The sequence below is a fragment of the Trichocoleus sp. DQ-U1 genome, assembly GCF_039961925.1.
Classification (GTDB): Bacteria; Cyanobacteriota; Cyanobacteriia; order Cyanobacteriales; family FACHB-T130; genus FACHB-T130.
The window spans coordinates 78,422-96,647 of the sequence record NZ_JAMPKB010000013.1; the positions used below are offsets into that span (position 1 = coordinate 78,422).

At 47.8% G+C, this 18,226-nt stretch carries 13 protein-coding genes; 4 read left to right on the plus strand and 9 right to left on the minus strand.

Going from position 1 to position 18,226, the window contains the following annotated elements:
• Positions 1-60 precede the first annotated feature (60 nt).
• The 3 genes from tuf to NDI34_RS07980 all read left to right on the plus strand — a co-directional run bounded on the left by tuf (position 61) and on the right by NDI34_RS07980 (position 2,555).
• Entirely contained in the window at positions 61-1,290 is a 1,230-nt protein-coding gene (tuf, locus tag NDI34_RS07970; RefSeq protein ID WP_190415405.1) for an elongation factor Tu, read from the plus strand.
• Positions 1,291-1,463: 173 nt separating this feature from the next.
• On the plus strand, positions 1,464-1,781 hold the full coding sequence (rpsJ, locus tag NDI34_RS07975; RefSeq protein ID WP_190415403.1) for a 30S ribosomal protein S10: 318 nt from the start codon (positions 1,464-1,466) through the stop codon (positions 1,779-1,781).
• A gap of 132 nt (positions 1,782-1,913) precedes the next feature.
• Positions 1,914-2,555: an LON peptidase substrate-binding domain-containing protein gene (locus NDI34_RS07980; RefSeq protein WP_190415401.1), complete on the plus strand. Its 642-nt coding sequence runs from the start codon at positions 1,914-1,916 to the stop codon at positions 2,553-2,555.
• A gap of 89 nt (positions 2,556-2,644) precedes the next feature.
• Here the strand turns inward: NDI34_RS07980 and NDI34_RS07985 are convergent, their stop codons facing one another.
• Both NDI34_RS07985 and pheA read right to left on the minus strand, forming a co-directional pair.
• Positions 2,645-4,045 (minus strand): hypothetical protein, encoded by a 1,401-nt coding sequence (locus NDI34_RS07985; RefSeq protein WP_190984624.1) that lies wholly within the window; start codon positions 4,043-4,045, stop codon positions 2,645-2,647.
• A 71-nt stretch (positions 4,046-4,116) separates the two neighbouring features.
• Complete coding sequence (gene pheA, locus NDI34_RS07990) at positions 4,117-4,962, minus strand: prephenate dehydratase (RefSeq protein ID WP_348232361.1); 846 nt, start codon at positions 4,960-4,962, stop codon at positions 4,117-4,119.
• A 319-nt stretch (positions 4,963-5,281) separates the two neighbouring features.
• Between pheA and NDI34_RS07995 the strand changes: the two genes are divergently transcribed.
• Positions 5,282-5,863 (plus strand): DUF1997 domain-containing protein, encoded by a 582-nt coding sequence (locus NDI34_RS07995; RefSeq protein WP_348232362.1) that lies wholly within the window; start codon positions 5,282-5,284, stop codon positions 5,861-5,863.
• Positions 5,864-5,968: 105 nt separating this feature from the next.
• Here the strand turns inward: NDI34_RS07995 and NDI34_RS08000 are convergent, their stop codons facing one another.
• The 7 genes from NDI34_RS08000 to NDI34_RS08030 form a co-directional block, all read right to left on the minus strand.
• Positions 5,969-6,568, minus strand: a complete 600-nt coding sequence (locus tag NDI34_RS08000) for a ribonuclease HII (RefSeq protein WP_199299825.1) — start codon at positions 6,566-6,568, stop codon at positions 5,969-5,971.
• Positions 6,569-6,783: 215 nt separating this feature from the next.
• Positions 6,784-9,006: an Rne/Rng family ribonuclease gene (locus NDI34_RS08005; RefSeq protein ID WP_348232363.1), complete on the minus strand. Its 2,223-nt coding sequence runs from the start codon at positions 9,004-9,006 to the stop codon at positions 6,784-6,786.
• Between the two features lie 637 nt (positions 9,007-9,643).
• A complete protein-coding gene (locus NDI34_RS08010; protein ID WP_348232364.1) occupies positions 9,644-10,813 on the minus strand; it encodes an IscS subfamily cysteine desulfurase in 1,170 nt (389 codons plus the stop codon).
• A 39-nt stretch (positions 10,814-10,852) separates the two neighbouring features.
• Positions 10,853-12,703 carry a serine/threonine-protein kinase gene (locus NDI34_RS08015; protein ID WP_348232365.1) on the minus strand — a complete coding sequence of 617 codons (1,851 nt, stop codon included), beginning with the start codon at positions 12,701-12,703 and terminating at the stop codon, positions 10,853-10,855.
• 141 nt (positions 12,704-12,844) lie between these two features.
• A complete protein-coding gene (locus NDI34_RS08020; protein WP_348232366.1) occupies positions 12,845-14,962 on the minus strand; it encodes a serine/threonine-protein kinase in 2,118 nt (705 codons plus the stop codon).
• Positions 14,963-15,141: 179 nt separating this feature from the next.
• Positions 15,142-17,211: a serine/threonine-protein kinase gene (locus NDI34_RS08025; protein WP_348232367.1), complete on the minus strand. Its 2,070-nt coding sequence runs from the start codon at positions 17,209-17,211 to the stop codon at positions 15,142-15,144.
• Positions 17,212-17,592: 381 nt separating this feature from the next.
• The gene (locus tag NDI34_RS08030; protein WP_190415385.1) at positions 17,593-18,018 is read right to left on the minus strand and encodes a phosphomannose isomerase type II C-terminal cupin domain; all 426 of its coding nucleotides are present in this window, start codon (positions 18,016-18,018) and stop codon (positions 17,593-17,595) included.
• Positions 18,019-18,226 lie beyond the last annotated feature (208 nt).

Sequence of the window (18,226 nt, forward strand, 5' to 3'; positions counted from 1 at the left end):
CAACTGACAACTGACAACTGACAACTGGCAAAGGAAAAAGGAAAAAGGAACAGGTAATACATGGCACGCGCAAAGTTTGAACGCACTAAACCCCACGTCAATATCGGCACGATTGGTCACGTTGACCACGGTAAAACGACCTTAACCGCTGCCATTACGATGACTCTGGCAGCAATGGGTCGGGCGAAAGCAAAGGGTTATGCCGACATTGATGCAGCGCCGGAGGAAAAGGCTCGCGGTATTACCATCAATACCGCCCACGTTGAGTATGAAACCGAATCTCGCCACTATGCCCACGTGGACTGCCCAGGTCACGCGGACTATGTGAAGAACATGATCACGGGTGCAGCTCAAATGGATGGTGCCATTCTGGTGGTGTCGGCGGCAGATGGCCCCATGCCTCAGACGCGGGAACACATCCTCCTGGCTAAGCAAGTTGGCGTTCCCCGGCTAGTTGTCTTCTTGAACAAGCAAGACATGGTGGACGATGAAGAATTGTTGGAACTGGTAGAACTGGAAGTCCGGGAACTGCTAAGTTCTTATGAATTCGACGGTGACAATATTCCCATCGTCGCCGGCTCGGCGCTACAAGCGTTGGAAGCGATGGCTGCCAATCCCAAGACCCCACGGGGTGAGAATGAGTGGGTAGATAAAATCTACAAGTTGATGGATGAGGTCGATGCTTACATTCCTACTCCAGAGCGGGATATTGATAAGCCCTTCCTGATGGCTGTGGAAGACGTATTCTCCATCTCAGGGCGCGGTACCGTTGCGACTGGTCGGATTGAGCGGGGCAAAGTCAAAGTTGGGGAAACTGTTGAGCTGGTGGGAATTCGAGACACTCGCAGCACAACAGTAACTGGCGTGGAAATGTTCCAGAAGACCTTGGATGAAGGGATGGCTGGCGATAACGTCGGCGTTCTACTTCGGGGTTTGAAGAAGGAAGATATTGAGCGAGGTATGGTGCTAGCCAAGCCTGGTACAATTACTCCTCACACTCAGTTTGAGTCTGAAGTGTACATCCTTCAGGAAAAAGAAGGCGGTCGGAAAACACCGTTTTTTGCTGGCTATCGTCCTCAGTTCTACGTGCGGACAACCGACGTAACTGGAACCATCAAAGCTTTCACCTCGGATGATGGCTCTAACGCCGAGATGGTGATGCCAGGAGACCGGATCAAAATGACCGTTGAGTTGATCAACGCGATCGCAATTGAGCAAGGGATGCGCTTCGCGATTCGTGAAGGCGGTCGCACCATTGGTGCTGGCGTCGTCTCCAAGATCCTAAAGTAGGATTTTGACCAACAAATAAGGAGCAGAGAAGCATATGCTTTTCTGCTCCTTATCTGTGTCCTTGAAATCAGATGCTAAACTCCAAGAGCTGTACGTGTACGGCAAAAAACCGCCGTCCTAGTAACAACTAAAACCTAACAAATAACCACTAATTAGAACCTGGACAACTGAAAATGGCAACTATCCAGCAGCAAAAAATTCGCATTCGCTTGAAGGCTTTTGACCGGCGTTTGCTTGACACCTCTTGCGAAAAGATTGTCGATACGGCAAACCGGACACAGGCAACAGCTATTGGCCCCATTCCCTTACCAACCCGGAAGAAAATTTACTGTCTTTTGCGCTCTCCTCACGTTGATAAGGATTCGCGGGAACATTTTGAAACTCGGACTCACCGCCGCATCATTGACATTTATCAGCCTACCTCCAAGACAATTGACGCTTTGATGAAACTGGATTTGCCAGCAGGCGTTGATATTGAAGTCAAACTTTAAATACACGCTCTTGTGAGTCTGCATTTGACGAAGCCCTTTAGAGATACCTCTAAAGGGCTTCGTCGTTGGGATTCTAGGAAAGAGATCGGTTAAAGTAAGTAAAGAATCGCACGTACAGCAAGTATAGGGACAATGGCATCCTCTTCCTCAATCGCAGTTCGAGAACTCCCCCTGTTTCCACTGCCCGAAGTGGTGCTATTTCCAGGGAGACCTTTACCGCTACATATTTTTGAATTTCGCTACCGAATCATGATGAACACGATTCTGGAGAGCGATCGCCGTTTTGGGGTTTTGATGTGGGACCCAGTTCAAAGTAAACCAGCTGCCGTGGGATGCTGCGCTGAAATTATCCACTTCCAGCGTCTTCCCGATGACCGAATGAAAATCTTGACCTTGGGACAGCAGCGGTTTAGGGTCTTAGAGTACGTCCGCGAAAAGCCTTATCGCGTCGGTTTGGTGGAATGGATTGAAGACCATCCACCAGAAAAAGACCTCAGAACCTTAGCCTCTGAGGTTGAACAACTGCTCAGAGATGTGGTACGGCTCTCATCCAAGTTGACCGACCAAGACATGGAGCTACCAGAAGACTTGCCCACCCTCCCCAGAGAATTATCCTACTGGGTTGCCAGCAATCTTTACGGGGTGGCATCTGAACAGCAAGCCCTTCTGGAAATGCAAGATACGACAACCCGCCTAGAGCGAGAAGCCGAAATTCTCACTTCTACTCGCAATCATCTCGCGGCTCGTACCGTCCTCAAAGATGCGCTCCAGTAAGTTTCATTAGTTGTTAGTCATTAGTCTTCAAGGATTAGTTCAGTGCAAAAACCTTAACTAATCACTGATTCAGAACTAATGACTAAGGACTAAACACGAGCATCTGCTCGCAAGTCATACCAGCCATACCAGTGACGAACTGCAAGCCATACAGCGCCCAAGAGAGCGGCTACGCTGAGAGTGAGTCCCGTGTAAGGAACGACGAGTCCTAAGACTGGCACAACCGCACCAGCAATCGTGCAAATGACGGCGGCAAGAGACGCACGGCGGTTTGACCCCAATCCCCACGCTAAGGCTAGCAAGACGATAGAGATGAGAGTCCAAGCCAGCTTGACATCAATCAGGCGGCTAAGATAAGTCAAAGTTAGCAGACAAGCGAAGAAAATACCGCCAGCGATCGCTACATTTCTGAGGCTCATGGGTAGCGACATATAAAGCAATAATATCCACCACAAGAATACGGCTGGTGCGAGTAACAGCAACCGGGGAAGGATACCTGTGTTGCGAATTGGGCCAGTCGAAGTAAAGACACCAAATGGATTTTGGACTGAAACGTTGTCGTCAAATACCCAGGTGAATCGAGTGCCTTGTCCCTCAACCTTACTTTCTGTGGGGATAATCCCACTAGCAAAATCCGCTCCAGGGAAGTTCGCCAGCGCGGTGAGGCGGAAATTGGAGAGTAATTGCCCGGTGGCACTATAAACCCAGCGCGGCCCGCCTTGAGCTTTATAGCTGACTTTAAAACTAGCTACTTGTCCAGGTTCGAGACGGAATGGAAAACCATAGTCACCGGGATTTGCTTGCTGGAGGCGAGTCCCGTCCCGCTCTACCTTATAGCTTTGCAGCAGTGAGTAACCGGCAGGCGGCGGGACTTCAAAGAAAAAATTGCTAACATCGGTCAGCGGGTTGGTAACTTTATAATCGGCACTGTAGTCAACGCGATAAATTGCGCGACGATCTTGGGCATCTGTGCTTTGGTCAATTTTTACCTGAACTTGCGATTCGCTCAGAGTTAGCAAACGGCTAACTTCTCGCGTATCGTTGACTTTGACGATTTTACCCTCAACTTGAGTGGTATAAGTGTAAGGCTCTTTGAGGACATAGCGCACTTGGGGTGCAGGTTGCTCTAGCCTGTCACCGGCAACACTGGCAGCTACCTGAGCGACCCGTGCTTGTTCCCAGTGGTGGTACCGATTGCCTAAAGTTGAGCTAAGAAAAAATCCTCCTACCATGAGAATTAAAACCAAGGCAGCGTGGGGTAGACTTCGCAGTAATCGGGAGTAGCGAACAACCCACTCACCCATGAAAATCGCTTGTTCTGGTTGATCTCGACGGAGAGAGAAATTTAGCAGCGCGATCGCAATTCCCAACGCACCAACTAGAAACACAATGATGAGGAAGGTACTCAGTACCTGCCCCCCAAATTTCATTAGCTCAGCCGGATGCGTTAAATCGGGCAATCCGGGAATGCCTTGAGCAGATTGAAACATAAAAGTTTGGGATTTTGTAGAGACGCTCGATATAGCGTCTGGTTTGAGTTTTAAAGACTACAGTCCCAAGACTAGAGTTTCCCTACCGGCAGAATTGAATAGCTACCAAAGATTTTGAGCGTTTCGGTATAAGTGGATAATTCTTCTAACGCGGATTGAACCGATGCCTCTGTAGTGTTCGCTTCCAAGTCAATAAAGAACAGATAGTCGCCAAGACTCCGCTTCGTCGGGCGAGATTCAATTCGACTCAAGTTAATGTCACGACTGGCAAACACTTGAAGCAGTTTGGCGAGTGCCCCAGGTACATTGGCAGGAACGCTGAACGCCAAAGAAGTACAATTGCCTCCAGTAGCGGGTTGTAAACTCAGCACCCAGAACCGCGTGTAGTTGTCAACATAATCATTAATCGGGCAAACCAGAATCGGTAGATTGTAGAGTTGAGCAGCTCTAGAGGAAGCGATCGCCCCCGCTGTTTTGTCCTCATCCAGATACTTGAGAGCTTCCGTCGTCGCATTTGTCGGTACCAGCTGCACCTGCGGCAGAAACCGCTCCAGCCACCCCTGGCACTGAGCCAAAGCCTGTGGGTGAGAATAAACGGTCTGAATTGCCTCTAAATTCGGCGCTCGTGACATCAGAGCATGAGAAATTGGCAGTACCAAAGCTTGTTGAATTTGCAGCGTATCTAACTGCCACAGGGTATCCAACGTTGTCGTAACACTGCCCTCAACCGAATTTTCTACCGGCACCACAGCTAGATCCACTTGTCCCTGCGCTGCGGCTCGGAGTGTCTGAGCAATGCTGGGATAGGGACATAACAACGCTTCCTTTCCCATCTGGGTTAGCCAGCTAACATAAGCCAAAGCAGCGGCTTCTGCGTAAGTGCCAGGAGGTCCTAAGTGTGCAACGGATACGACCATTAAAGCTAGCCCTTTATTTTTCCGTGATAGTCATTCTGACACCTTTTTTACCTTTCTCAGAAAGTCGGTGCTAACGAGGCTGTCCCTCGCAAGGGATAGAGTGGAGGTACTTTACGCCCTATCCCAGTGTCTATTTCTTATGCCTCCGAAAGAGGAGACCTGCTTCATAAATTTTTATAATTACAGAATGCTTTAGTTGATGCCTTCTTTACTAGGACGGATTTTAGCTCCAGAAAAAATTCTGTCCGCTTTTTTAAGAACTGTAAAGTAAAATTAATTTAATTTAGCGTACAGAATTACATTCTGTTACCATCCTCTCATGCAAACTCAATTTGTTGCCTCCCAATCTGTTCAAATTGCTGTTCCGGAACAACCTGTTCCCATTCAGCATTATTTGCGCCAGCCCCAACGTCTTGTGCAGGCTCTAGTCGATCCGACTCGAATTGAACAACTCAGTGACGAGCTTTTTCGTTTGAAAATGCGTCCCTTAAGCTTTATGACCCTGAGCATTCAACCAATTGTGGATTTAAGAGTATGGGCAGAGTCGGATGGAACAGTTCATTTAACATCTACAAATTGCGAACTGCGTGGTGTTGAATATATCAACCAACGCTTTGCTCTCAATTTAATTGGTAAGCTTTCTCCGTGCGAATTGAATGGAACAACTCATCTCAAAGGAAAAGCAGATTTAGAGGTCAAAGTAGAGCTGCCGCCGCCTTTTTTGTTTACCCCTAAGCCGTTTTTAGAAGCGACTGGAAATGCTCTACTCAAAAGTGTACTGTTAACTATCAAACAACGATTGATGCATCAGTTACTTTTAGACTATCGTCTGTGGGCAAACGCTACTAATTCTCAGTCCTCTGCAATTAGCAATCAGCCTTCCGAAAGTTTTGAGTTTTGAAATTATTAGAGCGGTTTTGCTCGTTTTATCTGTTGTCTCAGCAATATGTTTGGATAAACCCGCTTGTACTCAATTGCTCAGGAGTAGGGCATCAGTAAATTGTTTTTATTGATTACCCACCCGACAGGGACTAAAAGACATTCGATGCAAGCGCGAAGGACCGTATTGTTGCAGAGCTAAGAGATGCGGAGCAGTACCGTAACCTTTATTCGCTGCTAAATGATAGGCAGGATACTGGGTGGCGAAACGCATGATTAAGTCGTCGCGCCACACTTTGGCAACAATGCTGGCCGCAGCAATGACCAGCGATCGCTCATCACCCTTCACAAGATTCTGTTGCGGTACCGCCAAGTCTGGCAGCGACCACTTCCCATCAACCAGACACATCTGCGGCTGCACCTTTAGCTTAGTGACAGCCCGCTTCATCGCCAATAACGACGCCTGCAAGATGTTGATCTGGTCAATTTCCTGATTGTTGGCATAGCCGATTTTCCAGTCAAGCGCGATCGCTTGAATGTGTTCTGCCAGTTTGCTGCGCCGATAGCTAGACAGCTGTTTGCTGTCTCTAACCCCAGCGGCTGCAAGTTCCTCAAAAGCAGACTTGGGTAGAATTACAGCCGCCGCTACCACCGGCCCAAATAAGGCTCCGCGCCCCACTTCATCCACACCGGCAACCAGTTCCCAATCGCCAGCTAACTCTGGCAGATCTGCTAGGTTGAAATTCGGTTTACGGATTCGCTTTACGACGGCGGGGGCATTTTGCACTTCCGGCGACACGATCTTTGACTCCTTGAGAATTTAGCTTCTGACGAATGAAGGATGAATCATAACAGTATGGAACTGAATTTTTAGGTAAATACCTACAGTCTTTCTCGTTTCATCCTTCATCCGGCGCATTAGCGCCGCTTCGCTAACATCCTTCAGCCTTCAGAAGCCTCCGTTGCAGAAGACCGACGACGACGCCGCCGGTTTATCACGGGGCTACTTTCGGCTTCATTAGAGGATGCAGAAGAAGCACTCTCCACAGTGTCTTCTTCCCTAGGAGCTTCGGGTTCGGGCATTACCACAGGCATCACCAACTGAGTTGGTGGTTCCTCGTCCGTTGTCTCATCTCCCCCATCTCTCATCTCATCTTCCTCGTAGGCGGAGGATATATAAGAGAATTTCTCGTCAAGCGCGGACTCTACGCCAGGAATATCCCTATCTATGATGTTATCTATGACGCTGACAGCTTCTCTGTTTGGTTCTACAGACGGTGCAGGTGCAGTTTGGGCAGACTCTCCGGGTAAGGTGACAGAAACAATCGCTGATTTAGGATTTTTGACCTGCCGATTCAGGAGTACCAACGGAGAAATTCCCATTAAAGCATAGATATCTTGTTGCTCTGGGGTCATTTCAATCGAAACAATCTCCGGCGGTTCAACTTCCTGCCTGGAAGGCTTAGGACGCTCCGGTCTTGACGCCCGACGACCTTCTTCCACAGCGGGTAAAACGGGCAATGGCGCTGCTGTAAATACCTCGGTATCTCTGGATACTTCTGGTTCTGCCACCGGACTCTGTCTGAAATGATTCACCAGTGGCGGAGAAGTCGAGACTCGAACGGGATTTTTAGTGATTTCCTCTCTTGCAGGAGGTTCGCCAATACGGCGGCGACGACGACGGCGATTATTGTTATTGACTCCTCCCCGTTCCTGATAACTGGGATGATGCATCAAATCCATTGCGTCATCATCATCATCATCATCAACAGCTAAATCTAAGGCTTCGCTGCGACTTTCACGGATGTCTGGGAGGGGCATTTCCCGGACGCCAAGTTCGTTTCGTTCGTTTCGATAAGGTGCCGTCCGGACTTCCCTTACAGGCACTGGCATAGAATGCTCGGCAATTTCCCCGCCATTTCGGGCAGGCTCACCCGGAAGGCGAACTTGATGCCCCAAGCCGCCGCAGGTCGGGCACGCCTGACTAAACAATTCGTAAATATTTTGACCTTGACGCTTCCGGGTCAGTTCTACTAAGCCGAGTTCTGAGAGTTGAGCAATCTGCGGTCTTGCTTTATCTACTTTCAGTGCTTTGTTAAAATGTTCCAGTACTTGCAGCTGGTCTCGCCGCTGATCCATGTCAATAAAGTCAACAATAATCACACCGGCGATATTCCGAAGCCGCAGTTGGCGGGCAATTTCCGTTGCTGCCTCGCTGTTAGTCCAGAGGACGGTTTCGCGGGCTGTTGCGGAGCGGGTAAAGGAACCGGAGTTGACATCTATGACCGTCAATGCTTCCGTCGGCTGAATGATAATGTAGCCACCGGAAGGAAGATCAACTCTAGGCTTGAGGGCTTCTCGAATGGCAGCATTGACGCGGAAGTATTCTAAAATCGGGAGACGCTCGCGGTGATGGTCGATCAAAACCCCTTCAGGCGATCGCCCTCCGCTCCAGCTAAGTAAGTATTGCTTAACTCGTTTGACTCCCGTGTGGGAATCTACCACAATGCGATTGACTTCCGCACTGTACATATCTCGCAGGACGCGCTGAATGAAATCATCGTCTCGATTCAACAGCGCTGGTGCCCTGGTGGAGTTTACCTCTTGCTGAATTGCCTCCCACTGTTTTTGCAGAGACTCTAAATCTTCAATGATGGCTTCTTCCGAGCGTCCTTCTGCTTCTGTCCGCACGATCAGCCCCATACCTGCGGGTTTAATCAGAACCGCTAACGCTCTTAGGCGGTTGCGTTCGCTCTCACTCTTGATTTGCCGAGACAGACTTACACCCCGTCCGAAGGGCATCAACACTACATAGCGTCCGGGTAAGCTGACGTTTCCGGTAAGCCGGGGGCCTTTGTTGCCCGTCGGCTCTTTCATCACTTGTACCAATACTTTCTGCTGGGGTGTCAGCAGTTCTGTTATCGCACCCGCAGAGCGTTTTAGCCGCAACGGACCCAAGTCAGTAACATGAATAAAGCCATTTCGCTCTGTATCTCCAATGTTTACAAAGGCAGCATCTATCCCAGGTAAGACATTTTCGACAACGCCCAGATAAATGTCTCCAACTTGATGGTTGCCAGTCGCAACGACGAGTTCTTGAATTTGATCTTCCCAAAATACGGCAGCGATTCGATGCTGCTCTGCGATGATAATTTGCTTTGGCATTCAATTTCCTCAAAATTTGCAGCAAGCTGATAGCACAACAGACAGGCGGAAGTTGCTCACTGGCAGAAGGCGGAATGGAATGTATTCATTTATCCTTCCGTACCCTTCGAGGTACAACGAAGAGCGGCTCTTCGAGAAGACCTTCGGTCTACGCCCCACATCCTTCATCCTTTCGAGGTGACTCTCACTTTTGCTCAAAAAAAATAACAGTGTCAGCCTGAAACAACTCTGTACGGGCCGGTTTTGTTTTACCTTCTGGTTCAATGACAGCAGGGATAGATTCTAAACCCGCCCCTACCTAGAGAGAATAAAGGTGCGATCGCCCATAGTCACTGGAATCAGTAACCGACAAGCTGGGTCAACTCTTCCCCGATGAATTTAAGTTGCCAGTGCCATCCTTTTTCAAAAAGGTTGAACGCTGGACTTTGCCAAGAATGAACAGAAAGTCTCAAAGAAAAGCTAGCTGCGCGAGCGCCACCATGACAGGTTCACACGAGGGGCAACCCGATGGAGCCTCGATCCGCAATTGCTTCTATTGTGATGTATTATATCGCGCTGTTACGCCGATCGGACGTAACTTAGATTGGCAGTGGCGTTAGCCAGAACTTTCTCAACCTAAGTTTGCAGATTTGGTTGCTTAACCGACAATCGAAGCTTGCCTACGCAGACTGGAAATCGTCGCGATCGCGTGCTGTGCGACTCGATCGATCTCCTCCGCTGTATTCTGCCTTCCAATCCCAAACCGCACCGACGCATAAGCCAGCAGCTCCGAGCGTCCTAGCGCTGTCAGGACATGAGAGGGAGACACTTTGACAGAGGTACAAGCCGATCCAGAAGATACTGCCACCACTGGTTGCAATCCCAGCAATAGCGCCGCTCCATCTACACCCTCGACACTGATATTAAGGTTTCCTGGTAGTCGCTGGGTAGGATGTCCATTTAAATGAATCCCTGTCAAAGCACTCAGTTGCTGCCATAGGCGTTCCCGTAGCTGGACGAGGCGTTGCGTGTGCGATTCCATTTCCGTGAGTCCGAGTTCTACGGCCTTGGCAAACCCAACAATTTGTGGTGTATAAAGAGTACCAGAGCGCATCCCCCGCTCATGTCCGCCTCCATGCATTTGGGGTGCCATTTGGACTCTAGGGTTGCGGCGTCGGACGTAAAGAGCGCCAATTCCTTTAGGACCATAGACTTTATGGGCAGTCATTGACATCAGATCGATGTTCATCGCCGCTACATCTAGGGGAATTTTGGCAATTGCTTGGGCTGCATCCGTATGGAAAAGTACCTGATGCTGGCGACAAATTGCTCCAATTTCTGCCAACGGCTGTATAGTCCCAATTTCGTTATTCGCCGCCATCACCGAAACTAAAATCGTGTCCGGACGAATCGCTTTCTCTAACTGGGTTAAATCAATAAGTCCATCGCTTTGGACGGGGAGGAAAATCACCTCAAAACCAAGCGATCGCAAATAATCACAAGGATCGAGAACCGCATTATGTTCCGTCTCTACAGTAATAATGTGGCGTCCTTTTTGAAAATAAGCTTCCGCGACACCTTTAATCGCTAAATTATTCGCCTCCGTCGCACCGCTAGTAAAGACAATTTCTTCCGGTGTGGCATTGATCGCGTCTGCCAAAATTGCTCTAGCTTGTTTGACAGCAGCTTCCGCTTCCCAGCCGTAGACATGGGTAATACTGGCAGGGTTGCCAAAATGCTCGGTAAAGTAAGGCAGCATTGCCGCTAACACCCGCTCATCAAGAGGTGTCGTCGCGTGGCAATCGAGATAGATGGGGCAGTGAGTCAAATTTTGCCTCCAGAGATTTCCTGTTGAGCAATGGGCGTTCTACTGTATTCGCCACACCTTGATCGTACAGTCACTGCTACCACTGACCAGGGTTTGTCCATCGGGGCTGATTGCTACGGAATTAACACTGTCTAAATGCCTGCTTAGCTCGTGAATTTCTTGTCTAGTACTGAGGTTCCACACTTTGATTGTTTTGTCTACACTACCACTGACTAGGAACTGTCCATCTGGGCTAATAGCTAAGGACAAGACAGGAGCTGAATGACCAGTAAGGGTGCCGAGTCGTTCCCCGCTAATCAAGTTCCATATATTAATTTCCTTATCTTCACTACCACTAACCAGAGTCTGTCCATCTGGGCTAATTGCTACACACCGAATAATATCTGAATGCCCAGAAAGAATGTGATCTGTCCACACTATGATTGTCTTGTCAAAACTACCACTAACTAGGGTCTGTCCATTAGGACTAACCGCTATGCAGCTAACAGTACTTAAATGCCTATTATGTGTGTGAGTGGCTTTACCAGTTTTGAGGTTCCAGATTTTGATTGTTTTGTCCCCACTGCCACTGAAAACACTCTGTCCATTTGGGTGAACTGCAACCGACATGACATGGTTTGAATGCCCTTGCAGAGAATGAGTTGCTTGGCCAGTTTTTAAGTTCCAAATTCTGACTGTCCTATCCTGGCTACCACTAACTAGAGTTTCTCCATCTGGACTAATGGCTAGGCAGGTAACAGGGGCTGAATGACCAGTAGTGTAAATTTCTTCCCCATTGTTCAGGTTCCACACTTTGATTGTTGTGTCTACGCTACCACTAACCAAAATTTCTCCATCTGGGCTAATTGCTACAGAGGTAACTGGGGCTGAATGCCAAGAAGACAAATCGCCGACAGTACGCTCTAGTGTTAGCTTTTGCCAATTTATTGAAGCTTCTGAATTAAAGGGCTTGGGCTTCAGTTGTCTGGTTGGATGCAAAGCTTGGTCAATCGCTGCTAGCTGTTCTAATATTGTTTCAGTACGGGGGGGGCGATTTTGAATTGAACGCGCCATGAGTTTGTCGATAAAATCTCCTACTAGAGGAGAAATTTGAGGGGCTTTGTCACGCCAACTTTTTAACTCATCGGTGTAGAGATCATGGTTAAATGAATCAGCAATATCAGTAGGGTGCATTCCTGTAAGAAGATGGACAAAGGTACGACCCAAAGCAAAGAAATCTGACGGCAAAACAGCACACCCATTAACTTGCTCTAATGGAGAGTAGCCATCAGAAACGACTTTTGTGACCTGTCCTGCCGCCTTTTGTTGTTCGTATGTTCCAGTCATTTCTCGTGCTATGCCAAAGTCGATCAACACCAGCTTCCCATCTGGCTTTAGCATGATGTTCGAGGGCTTAATATCTCGGTGAATAAGCGGCGGCTGCTGTTGATGCAATGTGTGCAGTGTGTTTGTCAGCTGAGTTAGCCAATCGATTGCTAAATTTTCATTAATTGGGCGATTACTCCGTTTTTCTAGCCATTCCTGCAAATTTTCTCCCTCAATTTTCTCCATGACTAGACAATGCACTGGCTGTTGGGTATTGTGAGGGTAAAAGGTAAAGTATTGCTCTCCTTGCGGAATGCCTGGATGATTCAGCCGACTTAAGACTTGGGCTTCTCGCTGGAATTGCTCTACAGCCTTAGGTTGATTTTTTTTAAGGACTTTGAGAAGTTTGGGGGTTCCGCTGGGATCGCTGACCTCATAAGTGTCGCCAAAGCCGCCTTTATCACTTAGCAGATTGGTTACTCGATATTGCCCTTCTAGCAACAAGTAAGAGTCACAACTTTGGCAGCGCATGAGACTGTCAGGATTTTGGGGGTTTTGACAGTGAGGATTGATGCAGAGGCTCATTCGTGTGGTACAGGCAATTAACTTTTAATAGCCTAACGTTAGCGCACAAAAAATACCTATTTGAGGTTGAGGTTATGGTGGCATACTTTCAGGTAAGGCGAGATCGCCTTAAAGAAAGATTACCCCAATATCCTCAATATTTTAGGGCGACGATTGCCAAACCTCGATTTTCCCCTCCTCACCATTGCTGACCAGGGTTTTCCCATCAGGACTAAAAGTAACAGAATTAACAGCGCCTGAATGGTTAGAAATCGGGCTTTTTAGCTCTCCTGTTTGTGGATTCCACAGCTTGATTGTCTTGTCCCGACTTCCACTCGCGAGAGTCTGCCCATCGGGACTAAAAGCAACCGAATTAACATAGTCTTTATGGGCAAAGATAGTGCGTGTAGGGCTACATGGCTGTGCGCCTTTACAACCCTTCAAAAGCTCTTGTAGATTCCATAGATAAATTTTGTCGGAAATGTTGCTAGTGGCGAGAATCCGACCATCTGGGCTAATGGCGACAGCAGGAACACCATTGTCTGAAGGCTCAGAGATAGTGCTAATTAGGGTACCTGTGGACAGATTCCACAGTTTGATTGTTTTATCATCGCTGCCACTGACAAGGGTTTGTCCATTTTGAGCGATCGCAACCGATAAAATAAAGCCTGAATGCCCCTTGAGAGTATTTTTCAGTTGCCCCGTGCCCAGATTCCACAGCTTGATTGTCTTGTCCTTACTCCCACTGGCGAGAGTTTGTCCATCTGGGCTAATCGCAATCGAAAAAACCCGGTCTTCAGGCCCTGATTTGAGGGTTTGCAGTAGTTGCCCAGAGTGCAAATTCCACACTTTAATGGTTCCGTCACCACTACTACTTGCTATCTTCTGCCCATCAGGGCTGAAGGCAATGGAATAAACCCAGTCTGAATGACCTTTGAGGGTTTGCAGTTGTTGTCTCGTCCCTAAATTCCACAGCTTGATAGTGTTGTCATCACCACCGCTTGCGAGGGTTTGACCATCCGGGCTAATCGCAACCGAATAAACATTTTTTGAATTTCCAATAAAAGTATTGGCTAAAGCAATATTTTCTACCCGATCCCAAGAATTATTAAGTTTTTGCAACGACTGTGATGGACTATTTGCAATTTGTAATAAGGGTGATGAATTATTTTGTTTCGGAAAGTAGTAAATTCCCGCTGTTAGCGCGAAAGCAGTGGCAAGACCAACTCCAATTCCGATCAGCCAATGAGGTTTATTTCGAGGAGTCGCAACACCAGCATTGCTAATGGGTGTATCGACCGAGGATGTTGATAACTCAGCAACAGCATCCTGGATTGTTTGTGGCTGAGATGGGTCGGTTTGAGGTAATAGTGTAGAAGTGACAATTGGTTGAGTCGTGGCGGCTGGAGGCGTTAGGGTTTGTGTGGGCGGCACATGATAAGCCCCGGTTGACATTTGGGAATTAACCCATTGAAGTGCTTGCAAAGCTTCTGTTGCTGTTTGGTAGCGTTGACGGTGGTCATAGCGCACCATTTTGTCTAAAACATCGGCGAACGGCTGGCTGACTTGTACCTTATCCCGCCAAATCATCTCGCTGGTTGTCGGATCTTCTGGTAACTGGCTGGGTGGTATTCCTGTAATTGCTTGGATACCAATCATTCCCACTGCATAGATATCGCTGCAAAATCGCGGTTTGCCACCGAGTTGTTCGTTCGCCATGTAACCGGGCGAACCAATCGCAACCGTTAAAGTAGTATTCCTTTCAGAGTTAGTTTTTTGAGCGCTAACTTGTTTAACTGCCCCAAAGTCAATTAAAACTATCTTTCCATCTGGTTTGCGCCTAATTAAATTTGAAGGTTTGATATCGCGGTGAATGACCTCTTGCTGATGAACAAATTCTAATATTTTTAAAATGTCTCTACAGAGGGCCATTACCTGATTTTCACTCAGCTGCTTGCCAATAGGTAACTCTTGCTTGAGTTCATGCCCTTCGATAAATTCTTGTACTAAATAGAACTCTTGCTCTTGTTCAAAATGAGCCAAAAGTTGAGGAATTTGATCGTGTTTTCCCAGCTTGTAAAGGACTTGGGCTTCTCGATCGAATAAACGCTGTGATACTTGTAAAGTTAAGGGGTCGGTAGCTTGGGGTTTAAGTTGCTTAACAACACACAGTGGATTGCCGGGTAGCTGCCGATCTTCAGCCAGGTAAGTTTGCCCAAAACCCCCGCCTCCCAAGTGTTTGACGATGTAATAGCGACCACTGAGCGTTTTTCCCAGCATGACATTTGTACCGTGTAGTTGTCTGATAGTTTAGCCTTGGGAATCGGGAAATCCACAGAGTGCGCGAACTGACAAGTCAGCGCTAGGCTAACCCCTCGCTTCGCATGAGCGCGATCGCTTTTCGCCCTCTTGTTTCCTCAGCCTTGATTCTCTACCCTTATTTCCCCAAGCTTCTAGCTTTAAGGCACGCTCCAAACCTTAATGGTTCCATCCAGGCTACTACTATAAATCGTCTGCCCATCCGGACTAATCGCAATTGCGAAAATCGTGTTGGAATGTCCCGTCAGGGTGCGAATCAATTCTCCAGTCCGCCGATTCCACAATTTTAGGCTGTTTTCCTTAGTACCACTGCCACTAAAGAGCATCTGACCATCTGGACTGAGGGCAACCGCATACACTCCTCCAGAAAAAGAGCCATTTGGCAATCGAGATCCATGAGGAAACGTATTCAGCAGTTTGCCTGTTTGTAAATTCCATAATTTTGTAGTTCCATCTGGACTGCCACTGGCTAGGGTTTCACCATTCGAGCTAATCGCGATCGCCCTCACTGCCTCGATATGTCCCCCAAAGGTGCGGCGCAGTTCGCCCGTTTCCAAATTCCACACATTGATGTCATAAACGTTACTACTGACCAGCGTTTGTCCATCTGGACTAATGGCAACATTCCGAACGCCCTCATCTAGCCCTTCTTTGATCCCGATCAGCGATCGCACCAATTCACCTGTTTGCAAGTTCCACACCTTGATGGTCTTGTCCTGACTCCCGCTAACAAGGGTTCGTCCATCTCGGCTAATCGCAACGGAATACACATTTCCTAAATGCCCCCTTAGGGTGCGAAGCAGTTCCCCTGTTTGCAGGTTCCACACCTTAATTGTTTTATCGGCACTCCCGCTCACGAGGGTCTGACCATCCGAACTGATGGCAACAGAATAAACATATCCTGAATGCCCGGTCAGCGTGTGAATGATTTCTTTGCTGCGGACGTTTCTAATCTTAATCGTCTGGTCGAGACTGCTACTGACAAGGAACTGACCATCCGGGCTAATTGCAATCGATGTAACGCCGCCTGCATGACCGGGGAGGGTGTTGACTAAAGCAATTTCTTGTGGTTTTTCTCCAATGGTATGAGGTCTTTGAAAATAGAAAATTCCGACTGTCAGAAATAGAGCCGTAGCAATACCTGCACCAATTCTGATGAGTACAGGAGCCTTGTTTTGGATAGTAGAAATCCCTTCTTCTTCAGACTTTGGTGGTGCTTCCTGAATAACCGATGTCGCCACAGAAGAATTTTGGCTTGTCGGTTGCCTTGCAGATGAGATTTGAATCGACAGAGTCTGCGTGACGGGTAGCAAAGAAGCCGTAGGTGATGACTTGACGTTATAAGGAGGGGGTGTCATCGACTGTGTTACTAAGTCAGTATTGAGCTGCTGGAGCGCCTGCAACGCTTCTATTGCTGTTTGGTAGCGTTGGCGGTAGTCATAGCGCACCATCTTGTCTAAAACATCTAGTAGGGGCACAGAATACCGCGTCCCTACTGGCAGGCGATCGCGCCATAAAATTTCACTGTTTTTGGAGTCTTCTGGCAGTTGAGATGGCGGTAATCCGGTAAGGGCTTGAATTCCCAGCATCCCTACAGCATAAATATCGCTGCTGAATCGGGGTTTACCGCTGAGTTGTTCGTTTGCCATATAACCAGGCGAACCAATCACCACTGTTAAAGTTGTCTCTCCTGAAGAACTGACTGTCTCAGTGCCAACTTCTTTAACGGCTCCAAAATCAATCAAGACTAATTTGCCATCCTGCTTGCGCCTAATTAAGTTTGACGGTTTAATATCCCGGTGGATGACATCTTGCTGATGGACAAACGCTAAGACTTCTAAGAGGTCTTGTAAAAGAACAATGACGAAGTCCTCTCTAAGTTGCTTCCCAACAGGTAATTCTTGCTTGAGTTCGTGCCCTTCGATGAATTCTTGTACTAAATAAAACTCTTGCTCCTCCTCAAAATGAGCTAAAAGTTGAGGAATTTGATGGTGATTACCTAAGCGATAGAGGACTTGAACTTCCCGATCGAATAAACGTCTAGCTACCTCCAACGTTAATGAATCGTTAGCCTTGGGTTTGAGTTGCTTAACGACACATTGTGGATTGCCCGGTAGCTGCTGATCTTCGGCAAGGTAAGTTTGACCAAACCCCCCGCCTCCCAAGTGTTTGATGATTTGGTAGCGACCACTGAGCGTTTTTCCCAGCATGAGGTAGATGCAGTGTTCTGGCAGTTATTCTAGATTAGTCCCCAAGGCTCTGGTTTTGCTTGCCAGCCTTAGATGTTTTAACGCCCAACCGCTACCCCTGCAAGAGAAATCAGGAAACTTGTCCAGTTTCACAGGTCTCACTCAGTAGAAACACTCGTCTCGCTTTAGATGACTCCTGGCTCGTCCGGGAATGACAAGAGCCGTGGGAATGCAATAGATGAATGAAAGATAGAATTGGACTACGGCGCGATCGCATACCCTTTGGAAACAATTTAGGGCGACTCCCACCTGATTATGGAAGAACGCCCTAGAAAATTTGATTTCAAAAAAATACTGAAATCGGGTAGTCGCTCGTCGAGCTACCCAACTTTGAACCCTAGCCTACTTTTTTTGCTGACTGCGGGAGTAGTCATCTTGAAAACGAACAATGTCATCTTCTCCTAAATATTCCCCATTCTGAACCTCGATTAATACCAAAGGAATGACACCAGGATTCTCTAGGCGATGAGTATGGCATTGAGGAACATAGGTCGATTGATTGCTGCTAAGGGTCAGTTCTTGCTCGCCACAAACAACCTTCGCTGTGCCTGAAACCACGATCCAGTGTTCGCTACGGTGGTAGTGCATTTGCAGGCTGAGCCGGTGACCAGGCTTTACTTCAATGCGCTTGATTTTGTAGCCTCGCCCTTCTTCCAGAATCGTGAAAGAACCCCAAGGGCGCAATTCCGTTGCAGCAATTCCGTTGGTGGCTATCGAACTGGGTAAAGGGAAGGCAGAAGTTTGAGAAATTTCTTGCGCCTGAGCCATTGATGTTTCTCCTTAAAACCGTTGCTTTGTCAGCATGGTGAATACATTTTGAGAATGGACAATTGTAGTGAGCGATCGCTGACACATTGAGGGAATCTTTGCCAAACATAGCAAATCAAACCAGGCTGTTGTAACCGTAAACTACTGAATCCTCGCAATCTACATCAAGTCTTCATAGAAGTTTTAACGGTTGACAAATTGGCTAAAT